The following is a 25,150-nucleotide window of genomic DNA, read 5'->3' as shown; positions in this document are numbered from 1 at the left end:
GCCGGGTTTGACGATAGTGAGGACTGACAGCACATGGCAATTTTGAGTATCCGAATCATCGGGGATCCGGTGTTGCGCACCGTAGCGGACCCCGTCACCGATTTCGGTCCGGAGCTCGCCAAGCTGGTAGCTGACATGACCGAAACCATGGAAGACGTAGAGGGTGCAGGACTCGCCGCTCCTCAGATCGGTGTCAGCCAGCGCGTTTTTACCTACCGCATTGGGGGAGTGGAAGGCCACATCATCAACCCGGTCCTGGAGAACAGCGATGACTTCCAGCCGGACGAAGTAGAGGGTTGCCTCTCGATCCCCGGCCTGGGCTTCCCGGTCCGTCGTTTCCGGACAACCAGGGCCACCGGTGTTGATATCAACGGCAACCCGGTCTCGGTGGAAGCCGAGGGCATGCTTGCCCGGTGTTTCCAGCACGAGACGGACCACCTTGACGGCATTTTGTACACGGACAGGTTGGAAGGGGAAGACCGCAAGGCAGCTCTCCGTGCCATCCGGAACGCCAATTACCACGCCATTACCGAGCAGACCACGTCCAAGCGTGCCAACACCGTGGGATCAAGCTTCGGTGGCGGCAGCTTCGGAGCGCCGGAGTGAGGGTCCTCTTCGCCGGAACTCCCGCCGTCGCTGTCCCTTCGTTGGATGCTTTGGTCAAAGCCGGTTTCGACGTCGTTGCTGTCCTGACGCGCCCGGACGCACCTGTTGGGCGGAAACGCATCCTGACTCCATCGCCTGTGGCTGCACGGGCGATGGAACTGGGTATCGAGGTCATTCGTGCTGCAAAGGTCGATGCCGGTACCACGGCCAGAATCGCGGAGTTCACTCCCGACGTCGCCGCCATTGTTGCCTATGGAGGCATCGTTCCCAAAGCTGCCTTGGGTGTCCCAAAGCACGGCTGGGTCAATCTGCACTTCTCCCTCCTCCCTGCGTGGCGCGGCGCAGCGCCGGTCCAGCGATCCATCATCGCTGGAGACGATGTCACCGGCGCCGTGACATTCCAGCTCGAAGAAGGCCTTGACACCGGGCCTGTGTTCGGGACTCTTACTGAGACAGTTGGTCCCGAGGATACTGCCGGTGAGCTGCTGGAGCGGCTCTCCATCAGCGGTGCAGTACTGCTCAGCCAGACCCTCTCCGCGATCGACGCCGGTCAAGCGTCACCTCAGCCTCAAATCGGGGACGTGTCCTTGGCTCCCAAGCTGACGCTCGACGACGGGCGTCTGGACTGGCAACAGCCCGCACTGGCCTTGAACCGCCGGGCACGCGGGGTTACTCCCGAGCCCGGGGCATGGACCACCTTGGACGGCCAGAGAGTCAAGCTGGAATCTGTCGAGTTGAGGCCCGAAGTCAAGGACCTGGCGCCTGGGTCCATCCGTGCGGATGGCAAATCCGTCCTGGTGGGAACCGGTTCCCATGCACTAGCGTTGGGCCGGATCCAGCCGGCAGGCAAGAAAATGATGTCGTCGGCTGATTGGGCCCGCGGCTTGGCAGCACCCGAGAGAGTGGTATTCGAATGAGCGAGTCCGGCCGCCGAGGCCCCAACAACAGCGGGAGCCGGGATGGCGGCGGGCAAGGAAATCGCGGACCACGCGGCGAGAGCAAACGCAATGCCCAGGGCAGGGAGCGGAACAGGGGACCCCAGCGGGGCTTCACCAACAACGCGCCCTCCCAACGGACGCGCCGCGCTGATCCGGCCCGCCTTGTGGCCTTCGAAGTCCTCCGTGCCGTTGCTTCCGAGGATGCCTACGCCAACCTCGTGCTTCCAGCCCGCATCCGCGAACACCGCTTGGATCGCCGGGACGCCGGCTTCGCCACAGAGCTGAGCTATGGCGCCTTGCGCGGTCAAGGCACCTATGACGCCATTCTTGCCCGCTGTGTGGACCGCCCCCTTGATCAGTTGGATCCGGCAATCCTGGATGCCCTCCGGATTGGCGCCCATCAGTTGCTTTCAATGCGAGTTCCTGCGCATGCGGCGTTGGACCAGACTGTTGGCCTGGCACGAGCCGTCATCGGCGCAGGTCCGTCGGCCTTGATCAATGCAGTCCTTCGCAAGGTCACTGCCCACAGCATGGGCGAGTGGCTGGACATCCTGCTGGCCAATGAAAACGATGAGACCCGGATCGCCTCGCTCCGGCATGCCCACCCCGAATGGATCGTGCGCGCACTGCGCCAGTCACTGGTCAACCATGGCCGTCCGAAGTCGGAGATTGATGACCTGCTGGAGGCGGACAACGCTGCGCCGGTGGTCAATCTTGTGGCGCTGCCGGGCTTGGGAAGCCTGGACGAGGCTTTCGAAAATGGGGCCACGGCAGGGGAACTGGTGGAAGATTCGGCATTGTCCGCCGGTGGAGACCTCGGTCGCCTGGAGACGGTCCGTCGCGGAACCACCCGTGTCCAGGATGTCGGATCCCAGCTGGTTGCCCGTGCTTTGGCCGGCGTGGACCTTGGTGCCCCTTCCGGAAGCGAACGCTGGCTGGACTTGTGCGCCGGTCCGGGAGGCAAGGCCGCTCTTCTGGCTGCCCTGGCGCACCGGGACGGCGCTACCTTGTTGGCCAATGAGCCCGCGCCACACAGGGCGAAGCTCGTACAGCAGGCCCTTTCAGCTGTTCCGGAGGACACCTGGTCGGTACGGACCGGTGATGGACGCGACGTGGGTTCGGAACAGGCAGAAGCTTTCGACCGCGTGCTGGTTGATGTTCCCTGCAGTGGGCTGGGAGCGTTGCGCAGGCGACCCGAATCGCGGTGGCGACGCTCACCCAAGGACATTGGTGACCTCGGCCCGTTGCAGCGTGATCTCCTGAAGTCTGCAATTGATGCCGTGAAGCCCGGCGGCGTGGTTGCTTACGTGACATGCTCGCCGCACCCGGCCGAGACCACCGCGGTTGTCAGCGACGTCATGTCCAAACGTGAGGACCTGGAACTGCTCGACGCCGGTCAGGCGCTTGACGATGTCAGCCTCACCGGGAACTTGGGCGCCGGTCACGAACAAACAGCCCAGTTGTGGCCGCACGTCCACCAGACCGATGCCATGTTCATGGCCATCATCCGTAAGAAGCCGTAAGTGCCGGAACCCGGCTTGCCATTCCCACCGACCCGAAGGGGCTGCCTTGTCTCAGTGCTGTATCAACCCGAGCATCCTGTCTGCGGATTTCGTCAACCTTGAGGCGGAACTTCAACGGATCAGCAATGCCGACGCCGTCCACGTTGATGTCATGGACAACCACTTTGTGCCCAACCTGACGCTCGGCCTGCCGGTGGTTCAGAGGATTCAAGCAGTCAGTCCGGTTCCATTGGACGCGCATTTGATGATTTCCGACGCCGACCGCTGGGCACCTGCCTACGCGGATGCAGGCGTGGCGTCAGTGACATTCCACGCGGAAGCCGCCATGGCCCCCGTCAAGCTGGCACGCGAACTGCGTGCGCGGGGATCCAAAGCGGGAATGGCCCTTCGTCCGGCTACACCGGTTGAGCCCTACCTGGACATGCTCAGCGAGTTGGACATGCTGTTGATCATGACGGTGGAGCCCGGATTCGGTGGACAGTCCTTCCTGGACATCACCCTGCCCAAGATCCGACGTGCGCGGGCGGCAATCGAAGGTTCCGGCATTGGCGTGGCCATCCAAGTGGACGGGGGCATCACTGAGGAGACGATCATCAGGGCAGCCGAAGCCGGTGCCAATGTGTTCGTGGCAGGCTCGGCGGTCTACGGGCACCAGGACCCCGCAGCGGCGATCGAGCGGCTCCGTGCGGCGGGTCAGGCTGTGACGGCGACGTTCGCCTGACGATCGTCACCACATGTTACGAAGATGGCCGGGAATAGCCCGGCCATCTTGGTAGTTGTGGCAGAATAACAACACACATACGTGCTCCGGGGTCGGTGTAAGTCCGAACCGGCGGTTATAGTCCGCGACCCGCGAGCCATCGGATTCCAAGTGATTGGATCTTCGATGGCAGACGGTTGAACTGGTGAAATTCCGGTACCGACAGTTAAAGTCTGGATGGGAGAAGCACGTACAGTCATGCCGTGGGCGTTCCTTTAGCGACGTCCGGCATTGCGCTGTCGTACACCCCCGGAGTCATCGCGGCTTACTGGGAAGGAACGGCATGGACTTTCTGCGATGGCTCTTCGAAGCACAGATCCCCGTTGGAGGATCTGCTCTTGTCTTACGCGAAGTGCTTGGAAACATCTTTGGGCTCCTCAGCGCCCTCGGCGGTATGCGCCGCAAAGTCTGGGCTTGGCCGATCGGCATAGTCGGCAACATCCTCCTGCTTACGGTCCTCCTGGGCAACGTCTTTGGTGCAGCAGCGCCGGCTACCCTGTGGGGGCAAGCAGCACGGCAGGTGATGTTCATCGCCGTCGCCGTTTACGGCTGGTATCGGTGGCAGCAAGGCCGGCAATCGAGCACACAAGGGCGCGCCATTGTGCCCGGCTGGGCCAGCAACAAGGTCCGCATCGCTCTGATTGGTGCCATGGTGGCGGGCACAGCGGCACTGACGCCCTTGTTTGACGCCCTGGGCTCCTACCCGCCGGTCTGGGCCGATGCCTGGACCTTCATGGGATCCCTGCTGGCAACGTACGGGATGGCCCGCGGCTGGACAGAGTTTTGGCTGATCTGGGTGGCCGTGGACATCGTGGGTGTACCTCTGCTGTTCAGCGCAGGCTACTACGCCAGCGCGGTGATGTATCTCTTCTACGGTTTCTTCACCCTCACTGGCTTCTTCGTTTGGTGGCGGGCCGAAAAGCGCGAGCGGGAAAGCCGTGATGGCGGCAGCCCGGCCGTTGCAGTTTCCACGGGAGCTGCCCAATGACCACCGACTCGACTCTTTACACTCCGGCTTACACTCCGGCGGAAAGTACGGCCATGGATGCCGCGCTGACCGCAGCCCTTGCAGGACCGCGCGGGGCCAATCCGTTGGTTGGTGCAGTGATCCTCAGCCCCGACGGCGAACAACTGGCAACGGGGTTCCACCGGGGCGCAGGCACGGCCCACGCCGAGGCCGACGCGATTTCCGTAGCCCGCCGGCAGGGAACGGACATCACCGGGACCACCATGGTTGTCACGCTCGAGCCCTGTAACCACGAGGGGCGTACCGGACCCTGCGCACAAGCGATCATTGCCGCTGGAATCGCGAAGGTGATTTACGCCGTCGACGATCCGCACGACCCCGCCGCGGGCGGTGCGCGGACGCTCCGTGCGGCTGGTGTTGAGGTGCGGTCCGGCCTGGCCCTCGGGAGGGCCCTGGACCTCAACCGCGAATGGTTTGACGCCGTTGCCGCCAAGCGTCCGTTTGTCACCTTGCATATCGCCCAGACACTGGACAGCCGTATCGCTGCCGCGGATGGCACCAGCCAGTGGATTTCCAGCCCGGAGTCGCTCGCCGACAACCACGGGCTGAGGGAACTCATCGACGCCATTCTGGTGGGAACCGGGACGGTCCTGATCGACAACCCGCGGCTCACGGCCAGGACGGCGGACGGTGAACTTTCCAGCCGGCAGCCAATCCGCGCTGTGATGGGGTTGCGTGACGTCCCGGATGATGCCGCTGTCCGCGGAACCGACGGGCGTTTCGTGCACTTGCCAACCCGGGATCCGGCAGAGGCTTTGGGGACGCTGTTCGATCAAGGAATCCGGCACGTCATGGTGGAAGGGGGCTCGTCCATATTGAGTACCTTTCTTGCCGCCGACCTGGTGGATGAACTGATTGTCTACCTGGCTCCGACGCTGCTGGGCTCCGGTACCCCGGCACTGAACGACCTTGGGATCACTACGCTGGCCGACGCGCAGCATTGGTCCTGGGACGAAGCCGGGGGCGGAGCGGTCCGGACGCTGGGCAACGACCTTAGGCTGCACCTGCGGTCCCCACGGGGCGCCGCCACCACGATCAAGAATTCGATTCCGCAGAAGAATGTGGTTTCACGCAGTGAAGCTGCGGAATATGTCACAGGAGGACACTGATGTTTACGGGAATAGTCGCTGAGCAGGGCACCGTGCTGGGCATTGAGCATGACGGCGACGTCAGCGCCACACTGAGGTTGAAAGCGCCCACGACGACCGATGGCCTGGCTTTGGGTGGATCCATCGCCGTCAACGGGGTGTGCCTGACAGCTACGCAGATCGAGGGTCAGGACTTCAGCGTCGATGTGATGGGGGAGACCTTGGTCCGAACAACCATCGGCGGACTGGCCCCAGGGGACACCGTGAACCTCGAACGCTGTGTTCCTGCGGGCGGGCGCCTGGACGGCCATGTGGTGCAAGGGCACGTCGACGGCGTGGGTGAGCTGCTGGAGCGCGAGTCCTTGGGCAACTGGGACCGCCTGCGCTTCGGTGTGCCGGCCCCGCTGGCACGATACATCGCCGAGAAGGGTTCGATCGCCGTCGACGGTGTCTCGTTGACGGTCACAGCCGTCAGTGCGGCGGCCGAAACGGCTCCGTGGTTTGAGGTGGGACTGATCCCCACCACGTTGGAAGAAACCGGCCTGGGAGCCAAGCCCGTAGGTGGCCGCGTCAACCTCGAAGTTGATGTTCTGGCCAAGTACACCGAACGCCTTTTGTCCTTCGCGCCGCAGCAAGGGAGCACACGATGAGCGCCCCCGCCAAGACATCGCCTACGGGCTCGGCCCGAACCGGGCTGGATCCCGTCGAAGCAGCCATCGCGGCAATCGCCGCGGGCCAGGCGGTGATCGTGGTGGACAACGAGGACCGCGAGAACGAAGGCGACATCATCTTCGCCGCCGAGCACGCCACGCCGGCCCTCATGGGATGGACCATCCGGTACTCATCCGGCGTCATCTGCGTACCCCTGGATGGCGAACGCGCGGATGCACTGGTTCTTCCTCCCATGGTGGAGATCAACGAAGACGCCAAGGGAACTGCGTACACCGTTTCCTGCGACGCGGCGATTGGGGTCAGCACGGGCATCTCGGCCACGGACCGGGCCCTGACGGCCCGGATCCTGGCAGATCCGAGCAGTTCTCCGGCATCGATTACCCGTCCCGGGCATATTTTCCCGTTGCGCGCGGTTAACGGGGGAGTGCGTGAACGACCAGGTCACACGGAGGCTGCCGTGGACTTGTGCCGACTTGCCGGGCTCGCTCCGGTGGGTGTGATCGCAGAGTTGGTACATGACGATGGTGAAATGATGCGCTTGGACAGTTTGCGCGACTTCGCCGCCGACCACGGATGCCCCCTCATCTCCATTGAGGACCTGGTGTCGTATGTGGAGGCGGTAGAGTCCCAGGCGGCACATGTTTCACGGGGAGACGAGGAGAAGCGATGACCGCATCGACCACACGCAGCAGTGACCACACGGGCCCCGCGCCCCACCCCGTCAGTGGTGGGCCGATCGTGCAGTTGCCCACGGCTTTCGGCGACTTTGTGGCACAGGCGTGGACGGACCATGTTACGGGCGTTGAACACCTCGCCGTGAGCTCGCCCAATCCGCCCAAGGACGGCCGTGCCCCGCTGGTCAGGCTGCACTCCGAGTGCCTCACCGGCGATGTGTTCGGTTCGTACCGCTGCGATTGCGGAGAGCAGCTCGCCTTTGCGTTGGAACTCATCCATGCGGAAGGTGGAACGTTGCTCTACCTGCGTGGACAGGAGGGCCGCGGGATCGGGCTGGCCAACAAGATCAAGGCCTATGCCTTACAGGAAGCCGGCTTCGACACCGTTGAGGCCAACGAACAGTTGGGCCTGCCTGTCGATGCGCGCTCCTACACTGCGGCCGGACAGATCCTGGCTGAAATGGGGCTGCACGAGGTCCGCTTGCTGAGCAACAACCCCGACAAGCAGCACCGCCTGGACAAGGCCGGAGTAACAGTAGTGGAAATGGTGCCCACCGAGGTGCCATCACGCGAACAGAACCTGCGCTACCTGCAGACCAAGAAGGACCGGATGGACCACCGGCTGACGCTCGATGTCGAGCCCGTCAGCAATGGCAAGACGCCTTCAAACCACACCTTTGACAACATTCAAGACTGAACGGACCCACAGCAAATATGAGCGGACACGGCGCGCCCAGCATCGACCTCACTACCCTCAACCCTGAGGAAACCTCGCAGCTCAAGCTCGCCATTGTGGCGGCAAGCTGGCACACGCAGATCATGGACGGCCTGGTGGACGGTGCGCTTCGTGCCGCCAAGGAAGCCGGCATCGCCGAGCCTACGCTCCTGCGAGTTCCGGGCAGCTTTGAGCTTCCCGTTGCCGCAGCCAGGCTCGCACCGCACTTCGACGCCGTCGTGGCACTCGGCGTGGTCATCCGCGGCGGGACGCCGCACTTCGACTACGTTTGCCAGGCTGCGACGTCGGGACTCACCGACGTCAGCGTCAACACCGGCGTGCCGGTGGGCTTCGGCGTCCTCACCTGCGATACCGAACAGCAGGGCCTGGACCGGGCCGGCCTTCCCGGCTCACAGGAAGACAAGGGCCACGAAGCGGTTACTGCCGCCCTGGCCACGGCAGTGACGCTGAAGCAGTTCAGCTAACGCCCTTTGCCCGCAGACGACGAAGGGGATGTGAGTGTGTCTTCACTCACATCCCCTTCGTCATGCAACGCCCCAACAAGCGTTGGCCGCCCCGGAGCAAGTAGTCTGGAGGGCGTGAAGAATTTCGAGACGCTGTTCGCAGAACTGAGTGAGAAAGCAGCGACCCGCCCGGCAGGTTCGCGCACGGTTGCCGAACTGGACTCTGGAATCCACGGTATCGGCAAGAAGGTGGTCGAAGAGGCCGCCGAAGTCTGGATGGCCGCGGAGTACGAATCGGACGAAGCCGCTGCTGAGGAAATCTCCCAGTTGCTGTACCACTTGCAGGTCCTCATGCTCGCCAAGGGCCTCAGCCTGGAAGACGTTTACAAGCATCTCTAGCCACGCCACTCCGCTTGCTTGCTGCGGAGCCCCCTGCGTGGCCAAGGTGCCTGAAAACCTCCATTCCAAAAAGAAAGTCTCCCAATGCTCCGTGTAGCAGTCCCCAATAAGGGATCCCTGTCCGAAGCCGCCTCGGCAATGCTGTCCGAGGCGGGTTACCGCCAGCGCCGCGACACCCGCGAGCTGGTCATGGTTGATCCCGACAATGACATTGAATTCTTCTTCCTCCGTCCCCGCGACATTGCTGTCTACGTAGGCCAGGGAACCCTGGATGTCGGCATCACGGGCAGGGATCTCCTGCTCGATGCGAAGGTCGAAGCCGAGGAAATTCTTCCCCTGGGCTTCGCCCCGTCAACCTTCCGTTTCGCTGGTCCGGTCGGTGACTTCGCCGGCGTCGAACAACTTGAAGGCAAGCGCCTGGCCACCAGCTACGACGGCCTGCTGCGCGACTACCTCGCCGAGCGGGGCGTTAACGCCAAGGTGGTCCGTCTGGATGGCGCCGTGGAATCGTCGGTGCGTCTCGGCGTCGCGGACGCCATTGCCGACGTCGTTGAAACCGGAAACACCCTCAAGGCCGCCGGCATGGAAATCTTTGGCGACCCCATCCTGAAGTCCGAGGCCGTGCTCATCCGCCGTTCCGGCTCTGGTGGGGCCGCAAATGGAACTGCCAAGGAAATCGACATCCTCATCCGGCGCCTCCAGGGCGTCCTCGTGGCCCGCCAGTACGTCCTCATGGACTACGACATCCGCAAGGACCTGGTGGAGGACGCCGCTGCGCTGACCCCGGGCCTTGAGTCGCCCACGGTTTCGCCCCTGCGTGACTCCGAGTGGGTTGCGGTGCGGTCCATGGTTCCGAAGAAGGAAACCAACCGCATCATGGACGAGCTCTACGACCTCGGAGCACGCGCCATCCTGGTCAGCAGCATTCACGCCTGCCGTATCTGACCCGCGCCACAACAGAATCTAGGAGCAGCACATGGCTGTAGCCGTACGCGTCATCCCCTGCCTGGATGTCGACGCTGGCCGCGTCGTCAAAGGCGTCAACTTTGAAGGCCTCCGCGACGCTGGTGATCCCGTGGAACTTGCGCACCGTTACGACAACGGCGGGGCCGATGAACTGACGTTCCTGGACGTCACTGCCTCCTCCGGGAATCGCGAAACCACGTTCGACGTCGTCCGCCGCACGGCTGAGGAAGTGTTCATTCCCCTGACCGTGGGTGGTGGTGTTCGTGGTGTGGCGGAGGTGGACAAGCTCCTGCGCTTCGGTGCGGACAAGGCGTCCATCAACACTGCAGCCGTGGCCAGGCCCGAGGTCATCGACGAGATCACGCGCCACTTCGGCTCACAGGTCCTGGTGCTCTCGGTCGATGCGCGCCGTACCCGCGCAGGCGACATCCCGACGTCGTCCGGTTTTGAAGTGACCACCCACGGCGGCCGTACCGGAACCGGGATCGACGCCATTGCCTGGGCCAAAGAAGCGGCAGACCGGGGTGTGGGGGAAATCCTGCTCAACTCGATCGACGCCGACGGCACCAAGGACGGCTTCGATCTCGAATTGATCCGCCTGGTCCGCGCTGCGGTGAACATTCCGATCATTGCCTCGGGCGGCGCCGGGGAACCGGCACACTTCCCGCCCGCCGTAGAAGCGGGAGCTGATGCCGTACTGGCCGCTTCGGTGTTCCATTTTGGGCCGGACGACATGATCGCCCAGGTCAAGACCGCTATCCGCGAGGCCGGCTTCGAGGTCCGCTAGCTTTCATGGCTTAAAAAGCAATGGAGGGTCACCGTGCAGGTGACCCTCCATTGGTGGCTTAAAGGCCGATGTCTGCGGACTGCAGAAGCGCGACGGCATCCGGCTGGCCTTCGAAGGTGACCAAGGCCTGGCTGGTGCGACCGTGCGCATGCATCAGCAGCTCGCCCGGTTCGCCAACGATCGCAACGGAAACGGGAGCCCGCTTGGCGACATGCCGCGGCCCGGTGGGGCGTACCAGTACGATGCCGAGATCCACGCCGCGGTACAAGAAGGCAGCCCGTTTGATGAGGTCGTCCCAGAGGGCGTCCGAATATGCTTCATCGAGTGCCCGGGGCGCCCAACGGTCGCCGGCACGGCGAATGTCCTCGGTGTGAACAAAGTACTCAATGAGGTTGGACGTCTCATCCAGGGCTTTGATCTTCAAGGGGGAGAGGGCCGGAGGGCCGGCGCGGAACGTCTTGATGAGGTCCGCGTAGGCGTCAGGGCTCTTGAGCTTGGCGGCAAGCTTGGAGGTGGCTTTTTCGGAGGCCTTGCCCAGGCTCGGGATCAGGAGCCCAAGGCCCACTGCGATCTTCCGTTCGCGCAGATACAAATGCGCAGCAAGATCCCGGGTTTGCCACCCTTCGCAGAGCGTGGGGGAGTCAGGTCCGGCCGCCAGCAGGGTTTCGGCCAGGACTTCTCGGGAAGGATCGACGAAATGCATCACTTGTGAAACTAGCACGATCGGAGCGCACTTGCGCAGTGGAACCGCCGCAGAATCCAGCTCCCTGCAAAGGCACTAGACTTGATCTGATGTCAGAGCAGTCCGCCCCCAGCCCCTCTCCCGCCACGGAGCTTTCCAGCGACCCCGCGAGCCCGTTGCCGCAGGAGATCGCCAGCGCCCTCAAACGTGATTCGTCCGGGCTCGTAGCCGCCATTGTGCAGCAGTACGACACCAACGAGGTCCTCATGCTTGGCTGGATGGATGACGAGGCTCTCCACCGCACCATGACCACGGGTCGCGTGACGTTCTACTCGCGCTCCCGCCAAGAGTACTGGCGCAAGGGCGACACCTCCGGACACGTACAGTTCGTGAAGTCTGTCGCCCTTGACTGCGACGGCGACGCCCTCCTGATCCGCGTGGACCAGATCGGCGCAGCCTGCCACACCGGTACCCGGACCTGCTTTGATGGTCGCGACTTCACCGTCGTAACGGGCCACCGCGACTAAGGCACCCACTAACTTTCCACTGACGCACCACCTCAGACAAAAGGCGGAGAAATAGCCATGCAGGACCTTGGAATCATCAGCCCGGGCCTGGAAGAGTTCCGCGAACTCGCCGTCCACAGCCGTGTTATTCCTGTTCGACTCAAGGTCCTGGCTGACGCCGAGACCCCCATCGGCCTGTATCGGAAGCTGGCCAAGGGCCAACCCGGAACGTTCCTCCTGGAATCCGCGGCAGTTGGCGGCGCGTGGTCGCGCTACTCCTTCATTGGGTCAAAATCCAGGGCCACCCTGACCACGAAAGACGGCCAGGCCCATTGGATCGGTGAGCCGCCCGTGGGGGTTCCCGTCTCAGGTAATCCCGTTGACGCGGTGCGGGACACCATTGCTGCCTTGCAGACAGACCGTTTTGAGGGACTGCCGCCCTTCACCTCCGGTTTGGTCGGCTTTCTCGGATGGGAAGCCGTCCGTCACTGGGAGCGGCTGACATCCCCGCCTGAGGACGACTTGCAGCTGCCGGAAATGGCGCTGAACCTGGTCACTGACATGGCTGTGCATGACAACATGGACGGTACCGTCCTCCTGATCGCCAACGCCATCAACTTCGATGACAGCTCCGAGCGTGTCGATGACGCCTGGCATGACGCCGTGGCCCGCGTGAAGGGCCTGCTGGAGCAGATCAGCACTCCTGTTGCCCAGCCGGTCTCTGTCCTGGAAACTGCCGCCCTGGACTTCGCCTCCAGCGTGCAGGAACGATGGGATGAAGCCAAATACCTTGAGGCGATTGACCGCGGCAAGGAAGCCATTGTTGACGGCGAGGTGTTCCAGGTGGTGATCTCCCGCCGCTTCGAGATGGAGTGCGCCGCGGACCCGCTGGATGTCTACCGCGTCCTACGCAATACGAACCCCAGCCCTTATATGTACCTCTTCAGCCTGGAGGATGCGGACGGCCGCGAGTACTCGATTGTGGGCTCATCGCCGGAGGCTTTGGTCACGGTGACCGGTGAAGAAGTCATCACCCACCCCATCGCCGGCTCACGTCCCCGTGGAAAGACAGTGGAGGCCGATAAAGCCCTCGCCACGGAGTTGCTGGCCGATCAGAAGGAGCGGGCCGAGCACCTGATGTTGGTGGACCTCTCGCGCAACGATCTCTCCAAGGTCTGCGTCGCCGGTACCGTGGACGTCACGCAGTTCATGGAAGTGGAGCGGTTCAGCCACATCATGCACCTCGTCTCCACAGTGGTGGGTGAGCTGGCCCCCAACGCCAAGGCCTACGACGTCCTGAAGGCAACCTTCCCGGCAGGCACCCTGTCCGGGGCTCCAAAGCCGCGTGCACTCCGCCTGCTTGACGAGCTCGAACCCCACCGGCGCGGTATCTACGGTGGCGTGGTTGGCTACCTGGATTTTGCGGGCGATATGGATATGGCGATTGCCATCCGGTCTGCACTGCTCCGGGAAGGCCGCGCCTATGTGCAGGCCGGTGGTGGAATTGTTGCCGATTCACACAAGCCGTCTGAAGCGCTGGAGACGGTGAACAAGGCAGCTGCGCCGCTGCGCGCCGTCCACACCGCGGGATCGCTGCAGAACATTTCCGCCGAAACGGTGGGGAACACCGACGCCCTCGATGACGGGACTTCCACACCATGAGCACGGCATCTTCAGCGGCTCCGGTCAGGCAGCCGCCGCGCTGGGCTCGCAAATCAACGCTGGTCCTTGCCACCACAATTCTGGCCTTGGCAGTGTTTGGGGCCACGACGCAGACCTGGATCGAGGTGCGACTCGACCCCACGGGAGCGTCCAACAGTGACCTCCACGTCCAAGGTAGCAAGGCCGCCACTGCGGTCACGGCGCTGGCCGTTGTTGCCTTGGCGGGCGGGCTCGCCGCTTCCATCGCCGGAAAGATTGCCCGCTGGATCATCGCAGTCCTCATCGTCTTGTCGGCGGCCGGAATCATTCTGGCCGCTGTGACCGTACTTCTTGATCCGCTGGGTGCCGCACAAGGGGCCATTGCGGCCGCCACGGGTGTCTCGGGCGGACAGGCCGACGCGGCAGCCACTGCGTTCCCGATCGTGGCCATCGTTGCCGGATCCCTCCTGGCCGTCTGCGCCATTGTCCTGCCGCTGGCCGGGCGCCATTGGACCACTCGGACCAAATACGACGCCGGCACCGGGGGGCGGAAGAGCAACAACGGGCCGGTGGACGAGATTGACAGCTGGGACAGCCTGTCGCGCGGTGAAGATCCCACGTAGGCAGCCAAAACTGGCTTTCGGGCAGGAGTGGCGCAACAAAAGCCCACACGCCTGTCCTGACGTCGGACGATGTCCCGGACGCCGTCAATAAATGGCAGAATGTAAGCAGTATTCATCCTGAGGAGATTTCACATGAGCAAAACCACAGTGTCCGCAAACCAAGCTGAATCCACCATGGCCAGCCACGCTGACGCCATCGGCCACGGAAACAGCCCGGCTGCCTGGACCTGCGTACTTGTGATGCTGGTCGGTGCGCTGATTTCCTCCATCGCTTTCGTTATCGCCAGCACCCCGATCTTCGTGGGGGGCCTGGTTGTCATGGTCATTGGCCTCATTGTGGGCGGCGTCATGCGCAAGGCGGGCTACGGAGTTGGTGGCAGCAAGCTGCAGAACAACGGCCACTAATCGTGACCGTTCTTGATGACATCATTGTTGGCGTCAAGGAGGAGATGGAGGCGCGCAGCCGCCTCGTATCCCTCGCGGAGCTGAAGGACAGGGCCGCAAGTGCCGCCCCGGCCCGCGATGCGTGGGCAGCTTTGGGCGGTCCCTCATCCGTCCGCAACGACCTCAAAGTCATCGCCGAAATCAAGCGTCGCAGCCCTTCCAAAGGCGACCTGGCGCCGATCGCTGATCCTGCGTCCCTCGCGGTACAGTACGCCGACGGTGGAGCTTCCGTTATCAGTGTCCTGACCGAACAGCGCCGCTTCGGCGGTTCGTTGGCGGACCTCGATGCTGTACGCGCCGCCGTCGAGACGCCGTTGCTGCGCAAGGACTTCACGGTTGATGAGTACCAGATCTGGGAAGCCCGGGCCCATGGCGCCGACCTCATCCTGCTCATCGTCGCGGCACTATCCGACGCGGAACTTGCGGAGTTCAGCGCCCTCAGCCACGAACTCGGCATGAACGTGCTGGTGGAAACCCACACGGAAGAAGAGATTGAGCGCGCCGTCGCGGCGCAGGCCAAGATCATTGGCATCAATGTCCGCAACCTCAAGACGCTCGACGTCGACCGCTCGGTTTTCGGGTCCCTGGCAGGATTGATTCCGGCCGAGGCCGTCATCGTTGCCGAATCGGGCGTCCGGGGCGCCGACGACGTATCGCACTACGCCGCGGGTGGCGCCAACGCCATCCTGGTTGGGGAGGCGCTGGTCAGCGACTCCACACCGCGCGAACGCATCACCGAATTCAAGGCAGCTGGAGCTGCCGCCATCGCCGTCAGGAACTGAGGAAGTCACTGAATCACGGCGAACAGCCGCAAGGCAGCCCGGGCTTGAGCCTGCGGCTGCCTTGTGGCACGTGGAACTACCCAATGAACTAACTGGAACAGGACGGTGAGACTGATGGTCGACGCGCCAACAGCCGGCTCAGAAGAGAATGCGGCCGACGCATTCCTGCAAGGTGGCCCTTCGCTGCGCAACGCCTCCGGGCCCTACTTCGGCAACTACGGCGGTCGTTGGATGCCCGAGTCTCTGATCGCCGCCCTCGACGAAGTCCAGGACACGTTTGAGAAGGCCAAAGCCGACCCCGAGTTCCTCGCGCAGCTGAAGGACCTCAACAAGAACTACTCCGGCCGGCCTTCTTTGCTCACCGAAGCGAAGCGCTTCTCCGAGCACGCCGGCGGAGCACGCATCTTCCTCAAGCGCGAAGACTTGAACCACACCGGGTCCCACAAGATCAACAACGTCCTTGGCCAGGCCCTCCTCGCCAAGCGCATGGGCAAGACCCGCGTGATCGCAGAAACCGGAGCCGGACAGCACGGCGTTGCCAGTGCCACGGCCGCAGCCCTGTTGGGACTCGAGTGCGTGGTGTACATGGGCGCAGAGGATTGCCGGCGCCAGGCGTTGAACGTGGCCCGCATGCAGCTGCTCGGTGCCACTGTGGTACCCGTGACCAACGGATCCCAGACACTCAAGGACGCCATCAATGATGCCCTTCGCGACTGGGTGTCGAACGTGGAGCACACCCACTACCTCCTGGGAACCGCAGCAGGAGCACACCCGTTCCCCGCGATGGTGCGCTACTTCCACGAAGTCATCGGCGAAGAAGCCCGCAGCCAGATCCTGGAGCAGACCGGCAAACTCCCCGACGCCATTGCTGCATGCATCGGTGGTGGCTCGAACGCCATCGGTTTGTTCCACGCCTTCCTCGATGATGCCTCCGTGAAGATCTATGGTTTCGAGGCCGGCGGAGACGGTGTCGAAACCGGCCGCCACGCTGCAGCGATCTCCCTGGGCCGTCCGGGCGTGCTGCATGGTGCCCGGTCCTACCTCATGCAGGACGAAGACGGCCAGACCGTCGAGTCCCACTCCATTTCGGCTGGCCTGGACTACCCCAGCGTTGGTCCGGAGCACTCGTATCTGGCCGACATCGGGCGCGTCACGTACGAGGCCGTCACCGATACCGAAGCGATGGACGCCTTCAGCCTGTTGTGCCGGACAGAAGGCATCATCCCCGCCATCGAGTCCTCGCACGCCTTGGCGGGTGCCATCAAGATCGGTAAGCGGCTCACCGAAGGCAAGGAAAACCCTTCCGACGTCACCGTGATCGTCAACCTTTCCGGTCGTGGAGACAAGGACGTGGAGACTGCCGCGGCCTGGTTCAACATGTTGGACGAGGAAGGGCACGTCAAGGGCACAACGCTGTCCACGCGAAAGCCCAAGGGGCCAGAGCGCACTGCCGAAGCCGCCGTGGATGTCAACGAGGACCAGAACTGATGACTGAAGAATTCGCCAGCAAATCCGCTGCCGCCATTGACCGTGCCAAGGCAGAAGGCCGTTCCGCCTTGGTGGGCTACCTTCCTGCGGGCTACCCCACGGTCAAGGAGAGCATCGACGCGGGAATCGCCTTGGCCCGCAACGGGGCGGACCTCATCGAAATTGGAATCCCGTACTCCGATCCCGTGATGGACGGCCCGGTCATCCAGGCCGCTACTACCGAAGCGATCGCCAATGGATTCCGTGTCGCCGATGTTTTCGATGTCGTTGCCGGCATCACCGCAGCCACGGACGCGGCTGTCTTGGTCATGACGTACTGGAACCCGGTAATGCGTATGGGCGTCGACGATTTTTCCCGTCGCCTCGCTGAAGCCGGGGGAGCAGGCCTCATTACTCCGGACCTCATCCCCGACGAGGCATCCGAGTGGTTCGAAGCCTCGGACAAGTACGGATTGGACCGGGTGTTCCTCGTGGCGCCGTCGTCCACGCCCGAACGCCTCGACATGACGGTGAAAGCCAGCCGAGGGTTTGTGTACGCCGTCTCGATTATGGGTGTCACAGGGACCCGCACCTCAGTCAGCAGCAGCGCCGAAGACGTGGTCGCCCGTGCACATGCTGCCGGTGCCGAGCGCGTGTGCGTGGGCCTGGGTGTCTCCAACCCGGATCATGTGCGCGAAATTGCCGCCTACGCTGACGGCGTGATCGTCGGAACCGCCCTGGTGGCGGCCCTCCGCGATGGCGGCGTGGACGCCGTCGGGCAACTCACCAAGAACCTCAGCGCCGGCCTGGGCCGCGCCGCTGCAGAAGCCTAGGAAAAGGAAACAGCGAAGCGAATGCAGACCGTCCTCCACGCAGCGGCAATGGTCCCCATGAGTATCCCGAGCCCTTCGTGGTCCGGTTTCGACATTCCGCTCCCGTGGGGGACGTTGCGTATCCACGCCTACGCCCTCTGCATCCTGGCGGGCATCATCGTTGGCCTGTGGCTGACATCGGCCAGGTGGAAGCGCCGCGGCGCTCCCGAAGGAAGCCTGTGGGATATCGCCATCTGGGCTATTCCCTTCGGCATCATCGGTGGTCGCCTCTACCACGTGTTCTCCTCGCCTGACGCGTACTTTGGTCCTGGCTTTGATGGCACTGGCGACCTCTCGCTGATTCCACAGATCCAACGCGGCGGTCTGGGCATTTGGGGTGCCGTTGTCCTCGGTGCGGTAGGTGCCTGGATTGGTTGCCGGCGTGCCGGCGTCAAGCTGACGGCCTTCCTGGATGCAGCAGCGCCGGGGCTCCTGCTGGCCCAGGCAATCGGACGCCTGGGGAACTGGTTCAACCAGGAACTCTTCGGGGCGCCGACCACCCTGCCGTGGGGACTTGAAATTGATCCCGCCAACGCGAATTTCCCGGCGGACATGGCTGCGGATACGCTCTTCCACCCGACGTTCCTTTACGAGATGTTGTGGAACCTCGCAGGCGTGGCCATTCTGCTGTTGCTGGACAAGAAGTTCCACTTCCGCTGGGGACGGCTCTTCTGGCTGTACGCCGTGTACTACACCCTGGGCCGCGTATGGATTGAGGCCCTGCGCATCGACGATGCCGAACAGATCAACCTGCTTGGCATTACCACCCGGCTCAATGTGTGGACAAGCATCTTTGTCTTCATTGCGGCCCTGGCCATCTTCTTTATCCTGGGTCGGCGAGGCCGGCCTGTCCCCGATACCCCTTATTTGGCGGGGCGGGAGCCGGAAGAGAAGAAGGAAAATGAGCCTGTTCCGGTGACGAGCGTCACCAGTCATGATGTGGACGCATCTGTCTCAGATACTGGTTCGCGTGGTAATCTCCCTGATAACCAAAGCGATTCGGGCCACGTTGACGAGCCGCAGGAAACAGCAGGGAAACCGGAGAAGGACACTGCGTCCACCACGGATTCCACACCTGCTGCAACTGCCGCGAGGAAGGCCCCCGGATCCACACCGGATGAAGGCGACACCAAGTAGCCGCATCCGGTAAAGGGGCAACAGAGTCACCGCTCGTAGGGCCCAGTCCACAGCGTCGTGGCACCCCGGAAACCGGACCGCAGCATACCGATGTTCACTGGTCAAGCCGGGGCCAGAGGTCTGCGTAACTGTTCGTTGCGCTGGATCGGCTGGCCTACAATTCCAATTACTAGCGCTTTGTTGTGCCCGTCACAGGGCAGGCAAGGTGGGGCCAACGTTGTCCCTTCCATACGCACGATCTCGAGGAAGGACGTCTCCCATGACCCATCTTCATAACCCCGGTTGGTCCGAAAATATCGAACCTCAGGGTGCCATGTCTCCGTTCAAGCGCTTTGCTGCGCTCCCGGAGGCCCAGGGTCTTTACAACCCTGATAAGGAGAAGGACGCCTGCGGCCTGGCTATTATTGCCACGCTCCGCGGGGAACCGGGATACGACATCGTGGAAGCGGCACTGACCGCCCTCCGCAATCTCGAACACCGCGGCGCCGTGGGCGCCGATGAAGGTACTGGCGACGGTGCGGGCCTGCTGATGCAGGTTCCGGACGAGTTCTTTAGGGCCGTCACAGAATTCGAACTGCCTGCTCCCGGCCAGTACGTGGTGGGCACCGCCTTCCTTCCTGCCGAGTCCCGCGAAGCAGAAAACGCCAAGGCCGGCATTGAAGCCCTTGCAGCTGACGAGGGACTGACTGTCCTTGGCTGGCGTGAGGTTCCCGTGGTCGCTGACCTCGTGGGTGCCATGGCCCGGGCGTGTATGCCCTACTTCTCCCAGCCGTTCTTTGCCTCCGCCACCGGCGAGCAGCTCGAACACAACGAGCTGGACTCCCGTGCCTGGCGAATCCGCAAGCGTGCCCAGAACAAATTCGGCGTCTACTTCCCGTCGCTGTCCTCCCGCACCATCGTGTACAAGGGCATGCTGACCACCGCTCAGTTGGAGCCGTTCTACCCGGACCTCTCGGACAAGCGCTTCAAGACCAAGCTCGCGATCGTCCACTCGCGCTTTTCCACCAACACGTTCCCGTCGTGGCCTTTGGCGCAGCCTTTCCGCACCATCGCCCACAACGGTGAGATCAACACGGTCAAGGGAAACCGGAACTGGATGCGTGCCCGCCAGTCGCAGCTGGCCAGCCCTCTGCTGGGCTCTGTTCCCGAAGAGCTGTACCCGATCTGCACCCCCGGCGCCTCTGACTCCGCGTCCTTCGACGAGGTAGCGGAACTGCTCTGGCTCTCCGGGCGTCCGATCACGCACTCGATCATGATGATGATCCCCGAAGCGTGGGAGAACCACGCCACCATGGATCCTGCCCGCCGTGCGTTCTACGAATACCACTCGCTGCTCATGGAGCCCTGGGACGGTCCCGCTGCAGTCTCGTTCACTGACGGCAACCTCGTGGGCGCAACGCTGGACCGCAATGGCCTGCGCCCGGGACGCTACTGGATCACCGAAGACGGACTGATCATCTTCGCATCCGAAGTTGGCGTGATCGAAGTTGAGCCTTCCAACGTGGTCAAGAAGGGCCGCGTCGCCCCGGGCAAGATGTTCCTGGTGGACACCGAGGCCGGCCGCATCATCGACGACGCCGAGGTCAAGGCCGAGGTAGCTGCTGCGAACCCGTGGGCCGAATGGCTCAAGGACAACCTGATCGATATCAACGAGCTGCCTGAGCGCGAGCACGTTGTCCACACCGCTGCGTCGGTCAACATCCGCCAGCGCACGTTCGGCTACACCACCGAAGAACTGAAGATCCTGCTCGGACCGATGTCCCGCACAGGTGCCGAGCCCCTGGGCGCCATGGGTTCCGATACGCCGGTTGCGGTTCTCTCCAAGCGTCCGCGCTTGTTGTTCGACTACTTTGTGCAGTCCTTCGCGCAGGTCACCAACCCGCCGTTGGATGCCATCCGCGAAGAGCTGGTCACCTCCCTGAAGTGCGCCATTGGTCCCAATGGCAACCTCTTGGACGGCAAGCAGGTCCGCCAGCCGCAGATCTCGCTGCCGTTCCCCGTGATCAACAACGATCAGCTGGCCAAGATCGCGAACATTGAAACCCCCGACGGCGACCGCATCGCCATGAAGGTCCGTGGCCTGTACCGCCCCGAGGGTGGTGAAGCAGCACTCCGTGCGCGTTTGACGGAGATCTGCGAGCAGGTTTCGGGCGCTATCAACCGTGGCGTGCAGTATGTTGTGCTGTCCGACCGTGACTCGAACGCCCAGTGGGCGCCGATTCCTTCGCTTCTCCTTGTCAGCGCAGTCCACCACCACCTGCTCCGCAGCGCAAACCGCACCAAGACCGCGCTGGTGGTTGAGGCCGGCGACGTCCGCGAGACGCACCACGTGGCGGTACTCATTGGCTACGGCGCTTCCGCCGTGAACCCGTACCTGGCCATGGAATCGGTGGAACAGCTGATCTCCAACGGCGATGTCACGGGCGTTACTGCCGAAGACGGCGTCTACAACCTCATCAAGGGCCTCGGCAAGGGTGTCCTGAAGATCATGTCCAAAATGGGCATCTCCACCGTGGCTTCCTACACCGGCGCCCAGACCTTCGAGGCACTGGGCCTGTCCCAGGAACTCGTGGACGAATTCTTCTCCGGCACGCACTCCCAGCTGGGTGGCGTTGGCCTGGACGTCATTGCTGCCGAAGTCTCGGCGCGCCACCAGATGGCGTATCCGGAGGGCGGCATCGAGCACCCGCACCAGCCGCTTCTCGGCGGCGGTGAGTACCAGTGGCGCCGCGACGGCGAACCCCACCTCTTCAACCCGGAGACGGTGTTCCGCCTGCAGCACGCCACCCGCGAACGCCGCTATGACATCTTCAAGTCCTACACCAAGGGCATTGACGACCAGTCCGAGAACCTGATGACCCTCCGCGGGCTCCTGAAGTTCAAAGACGGAGTACGTCCGGCAGTTCCGCTTGAGGAAGTGGAGCCCGTCTCCAGCATCGTCAAGCGGTTCTCCACCGGCGCCATGAGTTACGGCTCCATCTCCAAGGAAGCCCACGAAACCCTGGCTATCGCCATGAACCGTTTGGGCGCCAAGTCCAACACGGGTGAAGGTGGCGAGGACGTTGACCGCCTGCTGGACCCGGAGCGTCGCTCTGCCATCAAGCAGATCGCATCCGGCCGCTTTGGTGTGACCAGCCTGTACCTGACCAACGCCGATGACATCCAGATCAAAATGGCACAAGGCGCCAAGCCCGGTGAAGGCGGCCAGTTGATGGCCCAGAAGGTCTACCCGTGGGTAGCCCGGACGCGCCACTCGACTCCCGGCGTCGGGCTCATTTCCCCGCCCCCTCACCACGACATCTATTCGATCGAGGACCTCGCGCAGCTCATCTACGATGCCAAGCGCGCCAACCCTTCGGCCCGTGTCCACGTGAAGCTGGTTTCGGAAGTCGGGATCGGCACGGTGGCCTCCGGCGTCACCAAGGCGAAGGCCGACGTCGTACTCGTTTCAGGTCACGACGGCGGTACCGGCGCCTCGCCGCTGAACTCGCTCAAGCACGCGGGTGTGCCGTGGGAACTCGGCCTCGCCGAGACCCAGCAGACCCTGATGCTCAACGGTCTCCGTGACCGCGTGGTGGTTCAGGTTGATGGCCAGCTCAAGACCGGCCGCGACGTCGTCATCGCTGCCCTGCTGGGTGGCGAGGAATACGGTTTCGCAACCGCTCCGTTGGTGGTGTCCGGCTGCATCATGATGCGCGTCTGCCACCTGGATACCTGCCCCGTCGGCGTTGCCACCCAGAACCCTGAGCTTCGTTCGCGGTTCAACGGCAAGCCCGAGTTCGTGGTCAACTTCTTCGAGTTCCTCGCTGAAGAGGTCCGTGAGATCCTCGCCGAGCTTGGCTTCCGCACCTTGGAAGAGGCCATCGGCCACGCTGAGGTTCTGGACACCCGTGAAGCGATCGATCACTGGAAGGCCGAAGGGCTGGACCTGGACCCCATCCTGCACGGTCTGGAGTTCGACGACGACGTGCCGCTGCGTAACATGACCGGCCAGAACCACGAGCTGGACAAGCACTTTGACCAGCGACTGATCACCATGGCGCAGGAAGCACTCAGCGACCGGATGCCGGTCAAGATCACCCTGGACGTCATCAACACCGACCGTTCCGTGGGGACGATGCTCGGCCACGTGGTGACCAAGACCTTCGGTATCGATGTTCTGGCGACGGACACCATCGACGTCACGCTCCACGGCACCGCGGGCCAGTCCCTCGGGGCGTTCCTGCCCGCCGGCATCACGCTGCGCATGTTCGGCGACTCAAACGACTACGTCGGCAAGGGCCTCTCCGGTGGCCGCATCATCGTCCGTCCGGACCGCACCAATGTGTTCCAGGCTGAGCGCAATGTCATTGCCGGCAACGTCATCGGCTACGGTGCCACCAGCGGCGAAATGTTCCTGCGTGGCCAGGTTGGCGAGCGGTTCCTGGTCCGTAACTCCGGTGCGACCGCCGTCGTCGAAGGTATTGGCGATCACGGTTGCGAGTACATGACCGGTGGCCAGACGCTCATCATCGGGCGCACAGGCCGCAACTTCGGTGCCGGCATGTCCGGTGGAACCGCCTATGTGCTGGACCTCCAGCCCGAGCGGGTCAACAAGATGGCCCTCGATACCGGTGAACTCCAACTCCTGGAGCTCGACGCCGAGGACCGCGACATCGTTCACGGCCTGCTCACCAAGCACGTTGAGGAAACCGAATCCGTCCTGGCCGGCCGTCTGCTCGAGAACTTCGACGACACCGCCGCCCGCATCACCAAAGTACTGCCGCGCGACTACGCCGCAGTCCTGCAAACCCGTCTCGACGCCATCGAAGAGGGCCTTGACCCCGATGGCGAAGAAGTATGGTCTCGAATCCTGGAGGTAACCGGTGGCTGATCCACGCGGATTTCTGAAAGTCCGGCAGCGCGAGACGCAGCCACGCCGTCCTGTTCCCGTCCGCATCATGGACTGGAAAGAAGTATACGAAGCCCAGGAAAAGGGCGTCCTGAAGAGCCAAGCCGGCCGGTGCATGGACTGCGGCGTTCCGTTCTGCCACCAGGGCTGCCCGCTGGGCAACCTGATTCCCGAGTGGAACGACCTCGTGTGGCGGGATAAGGGTGAAGAAGCCATTGAGCGGCTCCACGCTACGAACAACTTCCCGGAGTTCACTGGACGCTTGTGCCCTGCCCCCTGTGAAGCGTCCTGCGTGCTGGGTATCAACCAGCCCGCCGTGACCATCAAGCAGGTTGAGGTCTCCATCATCGACCAGGCCTTCGATAACGACTGGGTCCAGCCCCTGCCGCCGACGCGCCTCACGGGCAAGACCGTGGCGGTCGTAGGATCCGGTCCCGCCGGCCTTGCCGTGGCACAGCAGCTGACCCGTGTGGGCCACACCGTTGCTGTCTACGAACGCGACGACAAGATCGGCGGCCTGCTCCGCTACGGCATCCCCGACTTCAAAATGGAGAAGGAACAGGTTGACCGTCGCCTCGAGCAGATGAAGGCCGAGGGTACCCGCTTCCGCACTGGCGTCGCAGTTGGTACGGACGTGACCTGGGAACAGCTGCGCCGCCGTTACGACGCCGTGGTTGTAGCCACCGGTGCTACCGTGCCGCGCGACCTGCCCATCCCGGGCCGTGACCTTGAGGGTGTCCACTTCGCCATGGACTACCTGGTTCCTTCGAACCGCGTAGTGGCGGGGGAGAACCCCGAGAACCACATCGATGCCCGTGGCAAGCACGTTGTGATCCTCGGCGGCGGCGACACTGGTGCGGACTGCATCGGTACCGCCCACCGCCACCAGGCTGCGTCGGTGACCACGCTGGCGATCGGCAAGCAGCCGCCCGCCGAGCGTGCCGCCCACCAGCCGTGGCCGACGTTCCCCACCCTGTTCGAGGTCGCCAGCGCCCACGAAGAAGGCGGCGAACGGACGTACCTTGCTTCAACCGTTGAGTTCGTTGGAGAAAACGGCAAACTCACCGGCGTCAAAGTTGCTGAAACCGAGTTCGTGGATGGCCGACGCCTTCCCAAGGCCGGTACAGAACGGATCATCCCAGCTGACCTTGTCTTCCTGAGCCTTGGCTTTACCGGTGCTGAACCGGCAGGAATCACGGAGCAGGTCAGTGCAGAGTTCGACGGTCGGGGCAACGTTGCCCGCGACGGCTACTACATGACAAACACCGAGGGCGTGTTTGTTGCCGGCGATGCCGGACGTGGCCAGTCACTGATTGTGTGGGCCATTGCGGAAGGCCGTGCGTGCGCGGCCGCAGTGGACAAGTTCCTGATGGGAAGCACCATTCTCCCGGCACCGGTCGCCCCCACCGACCGGGCGATAGCGGTCTTATAGCGCCGGCAGGAACAATCTTTTACTCAATCAGCATGAACTACTTAGGGTAGGTAT

Annotated in this window: 24 protein-coding genes and 1 riboswitch; of the genes, 23 read left to right on the top strand and 1 reads right to left on the bottom strand. The window is 63.3% G+C overall.

Features of this window, described 5'->3' with window-relative positions:
• The first annotated feature begins 33 nt into the window (after window positions 1-33).
• The 13 genes from def (at window position 34) to hisF (ending at window position 10,619) form a co-directional block, all read left to right on the top strand.
• Entirely contained in the window at window positions 34-606 is a 573-nt protein-coding gene (gene def, locus ACSSVG_RS00550) for a peptide deformylase (protein ID WP_231338938.1), read from the top strand.
• Complete coding sequence (gene fmt, locus ACSSVG_RS00545; protein WP_492416752.1) at window positions 603-1,523, top strand: methionyl-tRNA formyltransferase; 921 nt, start codon at window positions 603-605, stop codon at window positions 1,521-1,523. The genes def and fmt overlap by 4 nt, the downstream gene beginning before the upstream one ends.
• Window positions 1,520-3,067, top strand: a complete 1,548-nt coding sequence (locus tag ACSSVG_RS00540) for an RsmB/NOP family class I SAM-dependent RNA methyltransferase (RefSeq protein WP_492416750.1) — start codon at window positions 1,520-1,522, stop codon at window positions 3,065-3,067. Before fmt ends, ACSSVG_RS00540 begins: the two co-directional genes overlap by 4 nt.
• Before the next feature lie 46 nt (window positions 3,068-3,113).
• Entirely contained in the window at window positions 3,114-3,788 is a 675-nt protein-coding gene (gene rpe / locus ACSSVG_RS00535) for a ribulose-phosphate 3-epimerase (RefSeq protein WP_492416748.1), read from the top strand.
• A gap of 77 nt (window positions 3,789-3,865) precedes the next feature.
• Window positions 3,866-4,021, top strand: a riboswitch (FMN riboswitch).
• A gap of 89 nt (window positions 4,022-4,110) precedes the next feature.
• Window positions 4,111-4,815, top strand: a complete 705-nt coding sequence (pnuC, locus tag ACSSVG_RS00530; protein WP_492416746.1) for a nicotinamide riboside transporter PnuC — start codon at window positions 4,111-4,113, stop codon at window positions 4,813-4,815.
• Entirely contained in the window at window positions 4,812-5,963 is a 1,152-nt protein-coding gene (ribD, locus tag ACSSVG_RS00525; protein ID WP_492416744.1) for a bifunctional diaminohydroxyphosphoribosylaminopyrimidine deaminase/5-amino-6-(5-phosphoribosylamino)uracil reductase RibD, read from the top strand. Before pnuC ends, ribD begins: the two co-directional genes overlap by 4 nt.
• Complete coding sequence (locus tag ACSSVG_RS00520) at window positions 5,963-6,592, top strand: riboflavin synthase (RefSeq protein ID WP_492416742.1); 630 nt, start codon at window positions 5,963-5,965, stop codon at window positions 6,590-6,592. The genes ribD and ACSSVG_RS00520 overlap by 1 nt, the downstream gene beginning before the upstream one ends.
• Window positions 6,589-7,284, top strand: a complete 696-nt coding sequence (gene ribB, locus ACSSVG_RS00515) for a 3,4-dihydroxy-2-butanone-4-phosphate synthase (RefSeq protein WP_253467731.1) — start codon at window positions 6,589-6,591, stop codon at window positions 7,282-7,284. The genes ACSSVG_RS00520 and ribB overlap by 4 nt, the downstream gene beginning before the upstream one ends.
• Entirely contained in the window at window positions 7,281-7,985 is a 705-nt protein-coding gene (gene ribA / locus ACSSVG_RS00510; protein WP_492416739.1) for a GTP cyclohydrolase II, read from the top strand. Before ribB ends, ribA begins: the two co-directional genes overlap by 4 nt.
• Window positions 7,986-8,002: 17 nt before the next feature.
• Window positions 8,003-8,488 (top strand): 6,7-dimethyl-8-ribityllumazine synthase, encoded by a 486-nt coding sequence (gene ribH / locus ACSSVG_RS00505; protein WP_231338929.1) that lies wholly within the window; start codon window positions 8,003-8,005, stop codon window positions 8,486-8,488.
• A 114-nt stretch (window positions 8,489-8,602) separates the two neighbouring features.
• Window positions 8,603-8,866 carry a phosphoribosyl-ATP diphosphatase gene (locus tag ACSSVG_RS00500; RefSeq protein WP_018778638.1) on the top strand — a complete coding sequence of 88 codons (264 nt, stop codon included), beginning with the start codon at window positions 8,603-8,605 and terminating at the stop codon, window positions 8,864-8,866.
• Window positions 8,867-8,950: 84 nt separating this feature from the next.
• On the top strand, window positions 8,951-9,811 hold the full coding sequence (hisG, locus tag ACSSVG_RS00495) for an ATP phosphoribosyltransferase (RefSeq protein ID WP_231338928.1): 861 nt from the start codon (window positions 8,951-8,953) through the stop codon (window positions 9,809-9,811).
• Window positions 9,812-9,842: 31 nt separating this feature from the next.
• Window positions 9,843-10,619 (top strand): imidazole glycerol phosphate synthase subunit HisF, encoded by a 777-nt coding sequence (hisF, locus tag ACSSVG_RS00490; protein WP_231338927.1) that lies wholly within the window; start codon window positions 9,843-9,845, stop codon window positions 10,617-10,619.
• 58 nt (window positions 10,620-10,677) lie between these two features.
• Here the strand turns inward: hisF and ACSSVG_RS00485 are convergent, their stop codons facing one another.
• Window positions 10,678-11,322, bottom strand: a complete 645-nt coding sequence (locus ACSSVG_RS00485; RefSeq protein WP_172323894.1) for a TIGR03085 family metal-binding protein — start codon at window positions 11,320-11,322, stop codon at window positions 10,678-10,680.
• 89 nt (window positions 11,323-11,411) lie between these two features.
• Between ACSSVG_RS00485 and hisI the strand changes: the two genes are divergently transcribed.
• The 10 genes from hisI (at window position 11,412) to ACSSVG_RS00435 (ending at window position 25,096) form a co-directional block, all read left to right on the top strand.
• Window positions 11,412-11,828, top strand: coding sequence for a phosphoribosyl-AMP cyclohydrolase (hisI, locus tag ACSSVG_RS00480; RefSeq protein ID WP_492416736.1), 417 nt, complete (start codon window positions 11,412-11,414; stop codon window positions 11,826-11,828).
• Window positions 11,829-11,885: 57 nt separating this feature from the next.
• On the top strand, window positions 11,886-13,469 hold the full coding sequence (locus tag ACSSVG_RS00475; protein ID WP_492416734.1) for an anthranilate synthase component I: 1,584 nt from the start codon (window positions 11,886-11,888) through the stop codon (window positions 13,467-13,469).
• A complete protein-coding gene (locus tag ACSSVG_RS00470) occupies window positions 13,466-14,071 on the top strand; it encodes a Trp biosynthesis-associated membrane protein (RefSeq protein ID WP_231338924.1) in 606 nt (201 codons plus the stop codon). Before ACSSVG_RS00475 ends, ACSSVG_RS00470 begins: the two co-directional genes overlap by 4 nt.
• Before the next feature lie 132 nt (window positions 14,072-14,203).
• Window positions 14,204-14,476: an HGxxPAAW family protein gene (locus ACSSVG_RS00465; protein WP_159706651.1), complete on the top strand. Its 273-nt coding sequence runs from the start codon at window positions 14,204-14,206 to the stop codon at window positions 14,474-14,476.
• Window positions 14,477-14,478: 2 nt separating this feature from the next.
• Window positions 14,479-15,297: an indole-3-glycerol phosphate synthase TrpC gene (trpC, locus tag ACSSVG_RS00460; protein WP_492416732.1), complete on the top strand. Its 819-nt coding sequence runs from the start codon at window positions 14,479-14,481 to the stop codon at window positions 15,295-15,297.
• Between the two features lie 114 nt (window positions 15,298-15,411).
• Complete coding sequence (gene trpB, locus ACSSVG_RS00455; RefSeq protein ID WP_492416730.1) at window positions 15,412-16,785, top strand: tryptophan synthase subunit beta; 1,374 nt, start codon at window positions 15,412-15,414, stop codon at window positions 16,783-16,785.
• Complete coding sequence (trpA, locus tag ACSSVG_RS00450) at window positions 16,785-17,597, top strand: tryptophan synthase subunit alpha (RefSeq protein WP_492416728.1); 813 nt, start codon at window positions 16,785-16,787, stop codon at window positions 17,595-17,597. The genes trpB and trpA overlap by 1 nt, the downstream gene beginning before the upstream one ends.
• Window positions 17,598-17,618: 21 nt before the next feature.
• Window positions 17,619-18,773 (top strand): prolipoprotein diacylglyceryl transferase, encoded by a 1,155-nt coding sequence (gene lgt, locus ACSSVG_RS00445; protein WP_231338920.1) that lies wholly within the window; start codon window positions 17,619-17,621, stop codon window positions 18,771-18,773.
• Window positions 18,774-19,032: 259 nt separating this feature from the next.
• A complete protein-coding gene (gene gltB, locus ACSSVG_RS00440; protein WP_231338919.1) occupies window positions 19,033-23,646 on the top strand; it encodes a glutamate synthase large subunit in 4,614 nt (1,537 codons plus the stop codon).
• A complete protein-coding gene (locus ACSSVG_RS00435; RefSeq protein ID WP_231338918.1) occupies window positions 23,639-25,096 on the top strand; it encodes a glutamate synthase subunit beta in 1,458 nt (485 codons plus the stop codon). The genes gltB and ACSSVG_RS00435 overlap by 8 nt, the downstream gene beginning before the upstream one ends.
• Window positions 25,097-25,150: the final 54 nt, after the last annotated feature.

This window comes from Paenarthrobacter sp. E2MeOHC11 (assembly GCF_058744955.1).
The sequence above is the reverse complement of the archived record's forward strand: the minus strand, read 5'-3'. Positions and strand labels throughout refer to the sequence as shown.

Coding starts and splice junctions, on each gene's coding strand:
- def (WP_231338938.1), top strand. CDS start 34: ATGGCAATTTTGAGTATCCGAATCATCGGGGATCCGGTGTTGCGCACC.
- ACSSVG_RS00540 (WP_492416750.1), top strand. CDS start 1,520: ATGAGCGAGTCCGGCCGCCGAGGCCCCAACAACAGCGGGAGCCGGGAT.
- lgt (WP_231338920.1), top strand. CDS start 17,619: ATGCAGACCGTCCTCCACGCAGCGGCAATGGTCCCCATGAGTATCCCG.
- trpB (WP_492416730.1), top strand. CDS start 15,412: ATGGTCGACGCGCCAACAGCCGGCTCAGAAGAGAATGCGGCCGACGCA.
- pnuC (WP_492416746.1), top strand. CDS start 4,111: ATGGACTTTCTGCGATGGCTCTTCGAAGCACAGATCCCCGTTGGAGGA.
- ACSSVG_RS00520 (WP_492416742.1), top strand. CDS start 5,963: ATGTTTACGGGAATAGTCGCTGAGCAGGGCACCGTGCTGGGCATTGAG.
- trpA (WP_492416728.1), top strand. CDS start 16,785: ATGACTGAAGAATTCGCCAGCAAATCCGCTGCCGCCATTGACCGTGCC.
- hisG (WP_231338928.1), top strand. CDS start 8,951: ATGCTCCGTGTAGCAGTCCCCAATAAGGGATCCCTGTCCGAAGCCGCC.
- ribD (WP_492416744.1), top strand. CDS start 4,812: ATGACCACCGACTCGACTCTTTACACTCCGGCTTACACTCCGGCGGAA.
- ribA (WP_492416739.1), top strand. CDS start 7,281: ATGACCGCATCGACCACACGCAGCAGTGACCACACGGGCCCCGCGCCC.
- ACSSVG_RS00485 (WP_172323894.1), bottom strand. CDS start 11,322: ATGCATTTCGTCGATCCTTCCCGAGAAGTCCTGGCCGAAACCCTGCTG.
- gltB (WP_231338919.1), top strand. CDS start 19,033: ATGACCCATCTTCATAACCCCGGTTGGTCCGAAAATATCGAACCTCAG.
- ACSSVG_RS00470 (WP_231338924.1), top strand. CDS start 13,466: ATGAGCACGGCATCTTCAGCGGCTCCGGTCAGGCAGCCGCCGCGCTGG.
- ribH (WP_231338929.1), top strand. CDS start 8,003: ATGAGCGGACACGGCGCGCCCAGCATCGACCTCACTACCCTCAACCCT.
- hisI (WP_492416736.1), top strand. CDS start 11,412: ATGTCAGAGCAGTCCGCCCCCAGCCCCTCTCCCGCCACGGAGCTTTCC.
- hisF (WP_231338927.1), top strand. CDS start 9,843: ATGGCTGTAGCCGTACGCGTCATCCCCTGCCTGGATGTCGACGCTGGC.
- ACSSVG_RS00475 (WP_492416734.1), top strand. CDS start 11,886: ATGCAGGACCTTGGAATCATCAGCCCGGGCCTGGAAGAGTTCCGCGAA.
- ACSSVG_RS00465 (WP_159706651.1), top strand. CDS start 14,204: ATGAGCAAAACCACAGTGTCCGCAAACCAAGCTGAATCCACCATGGCC.
- ribB (WP_253467731.1), top strand. CDS start 6,589: ATGAGCGCCCCCGCCAAGACATCGCCTACGGGCTCGGCCCGAACCGGG.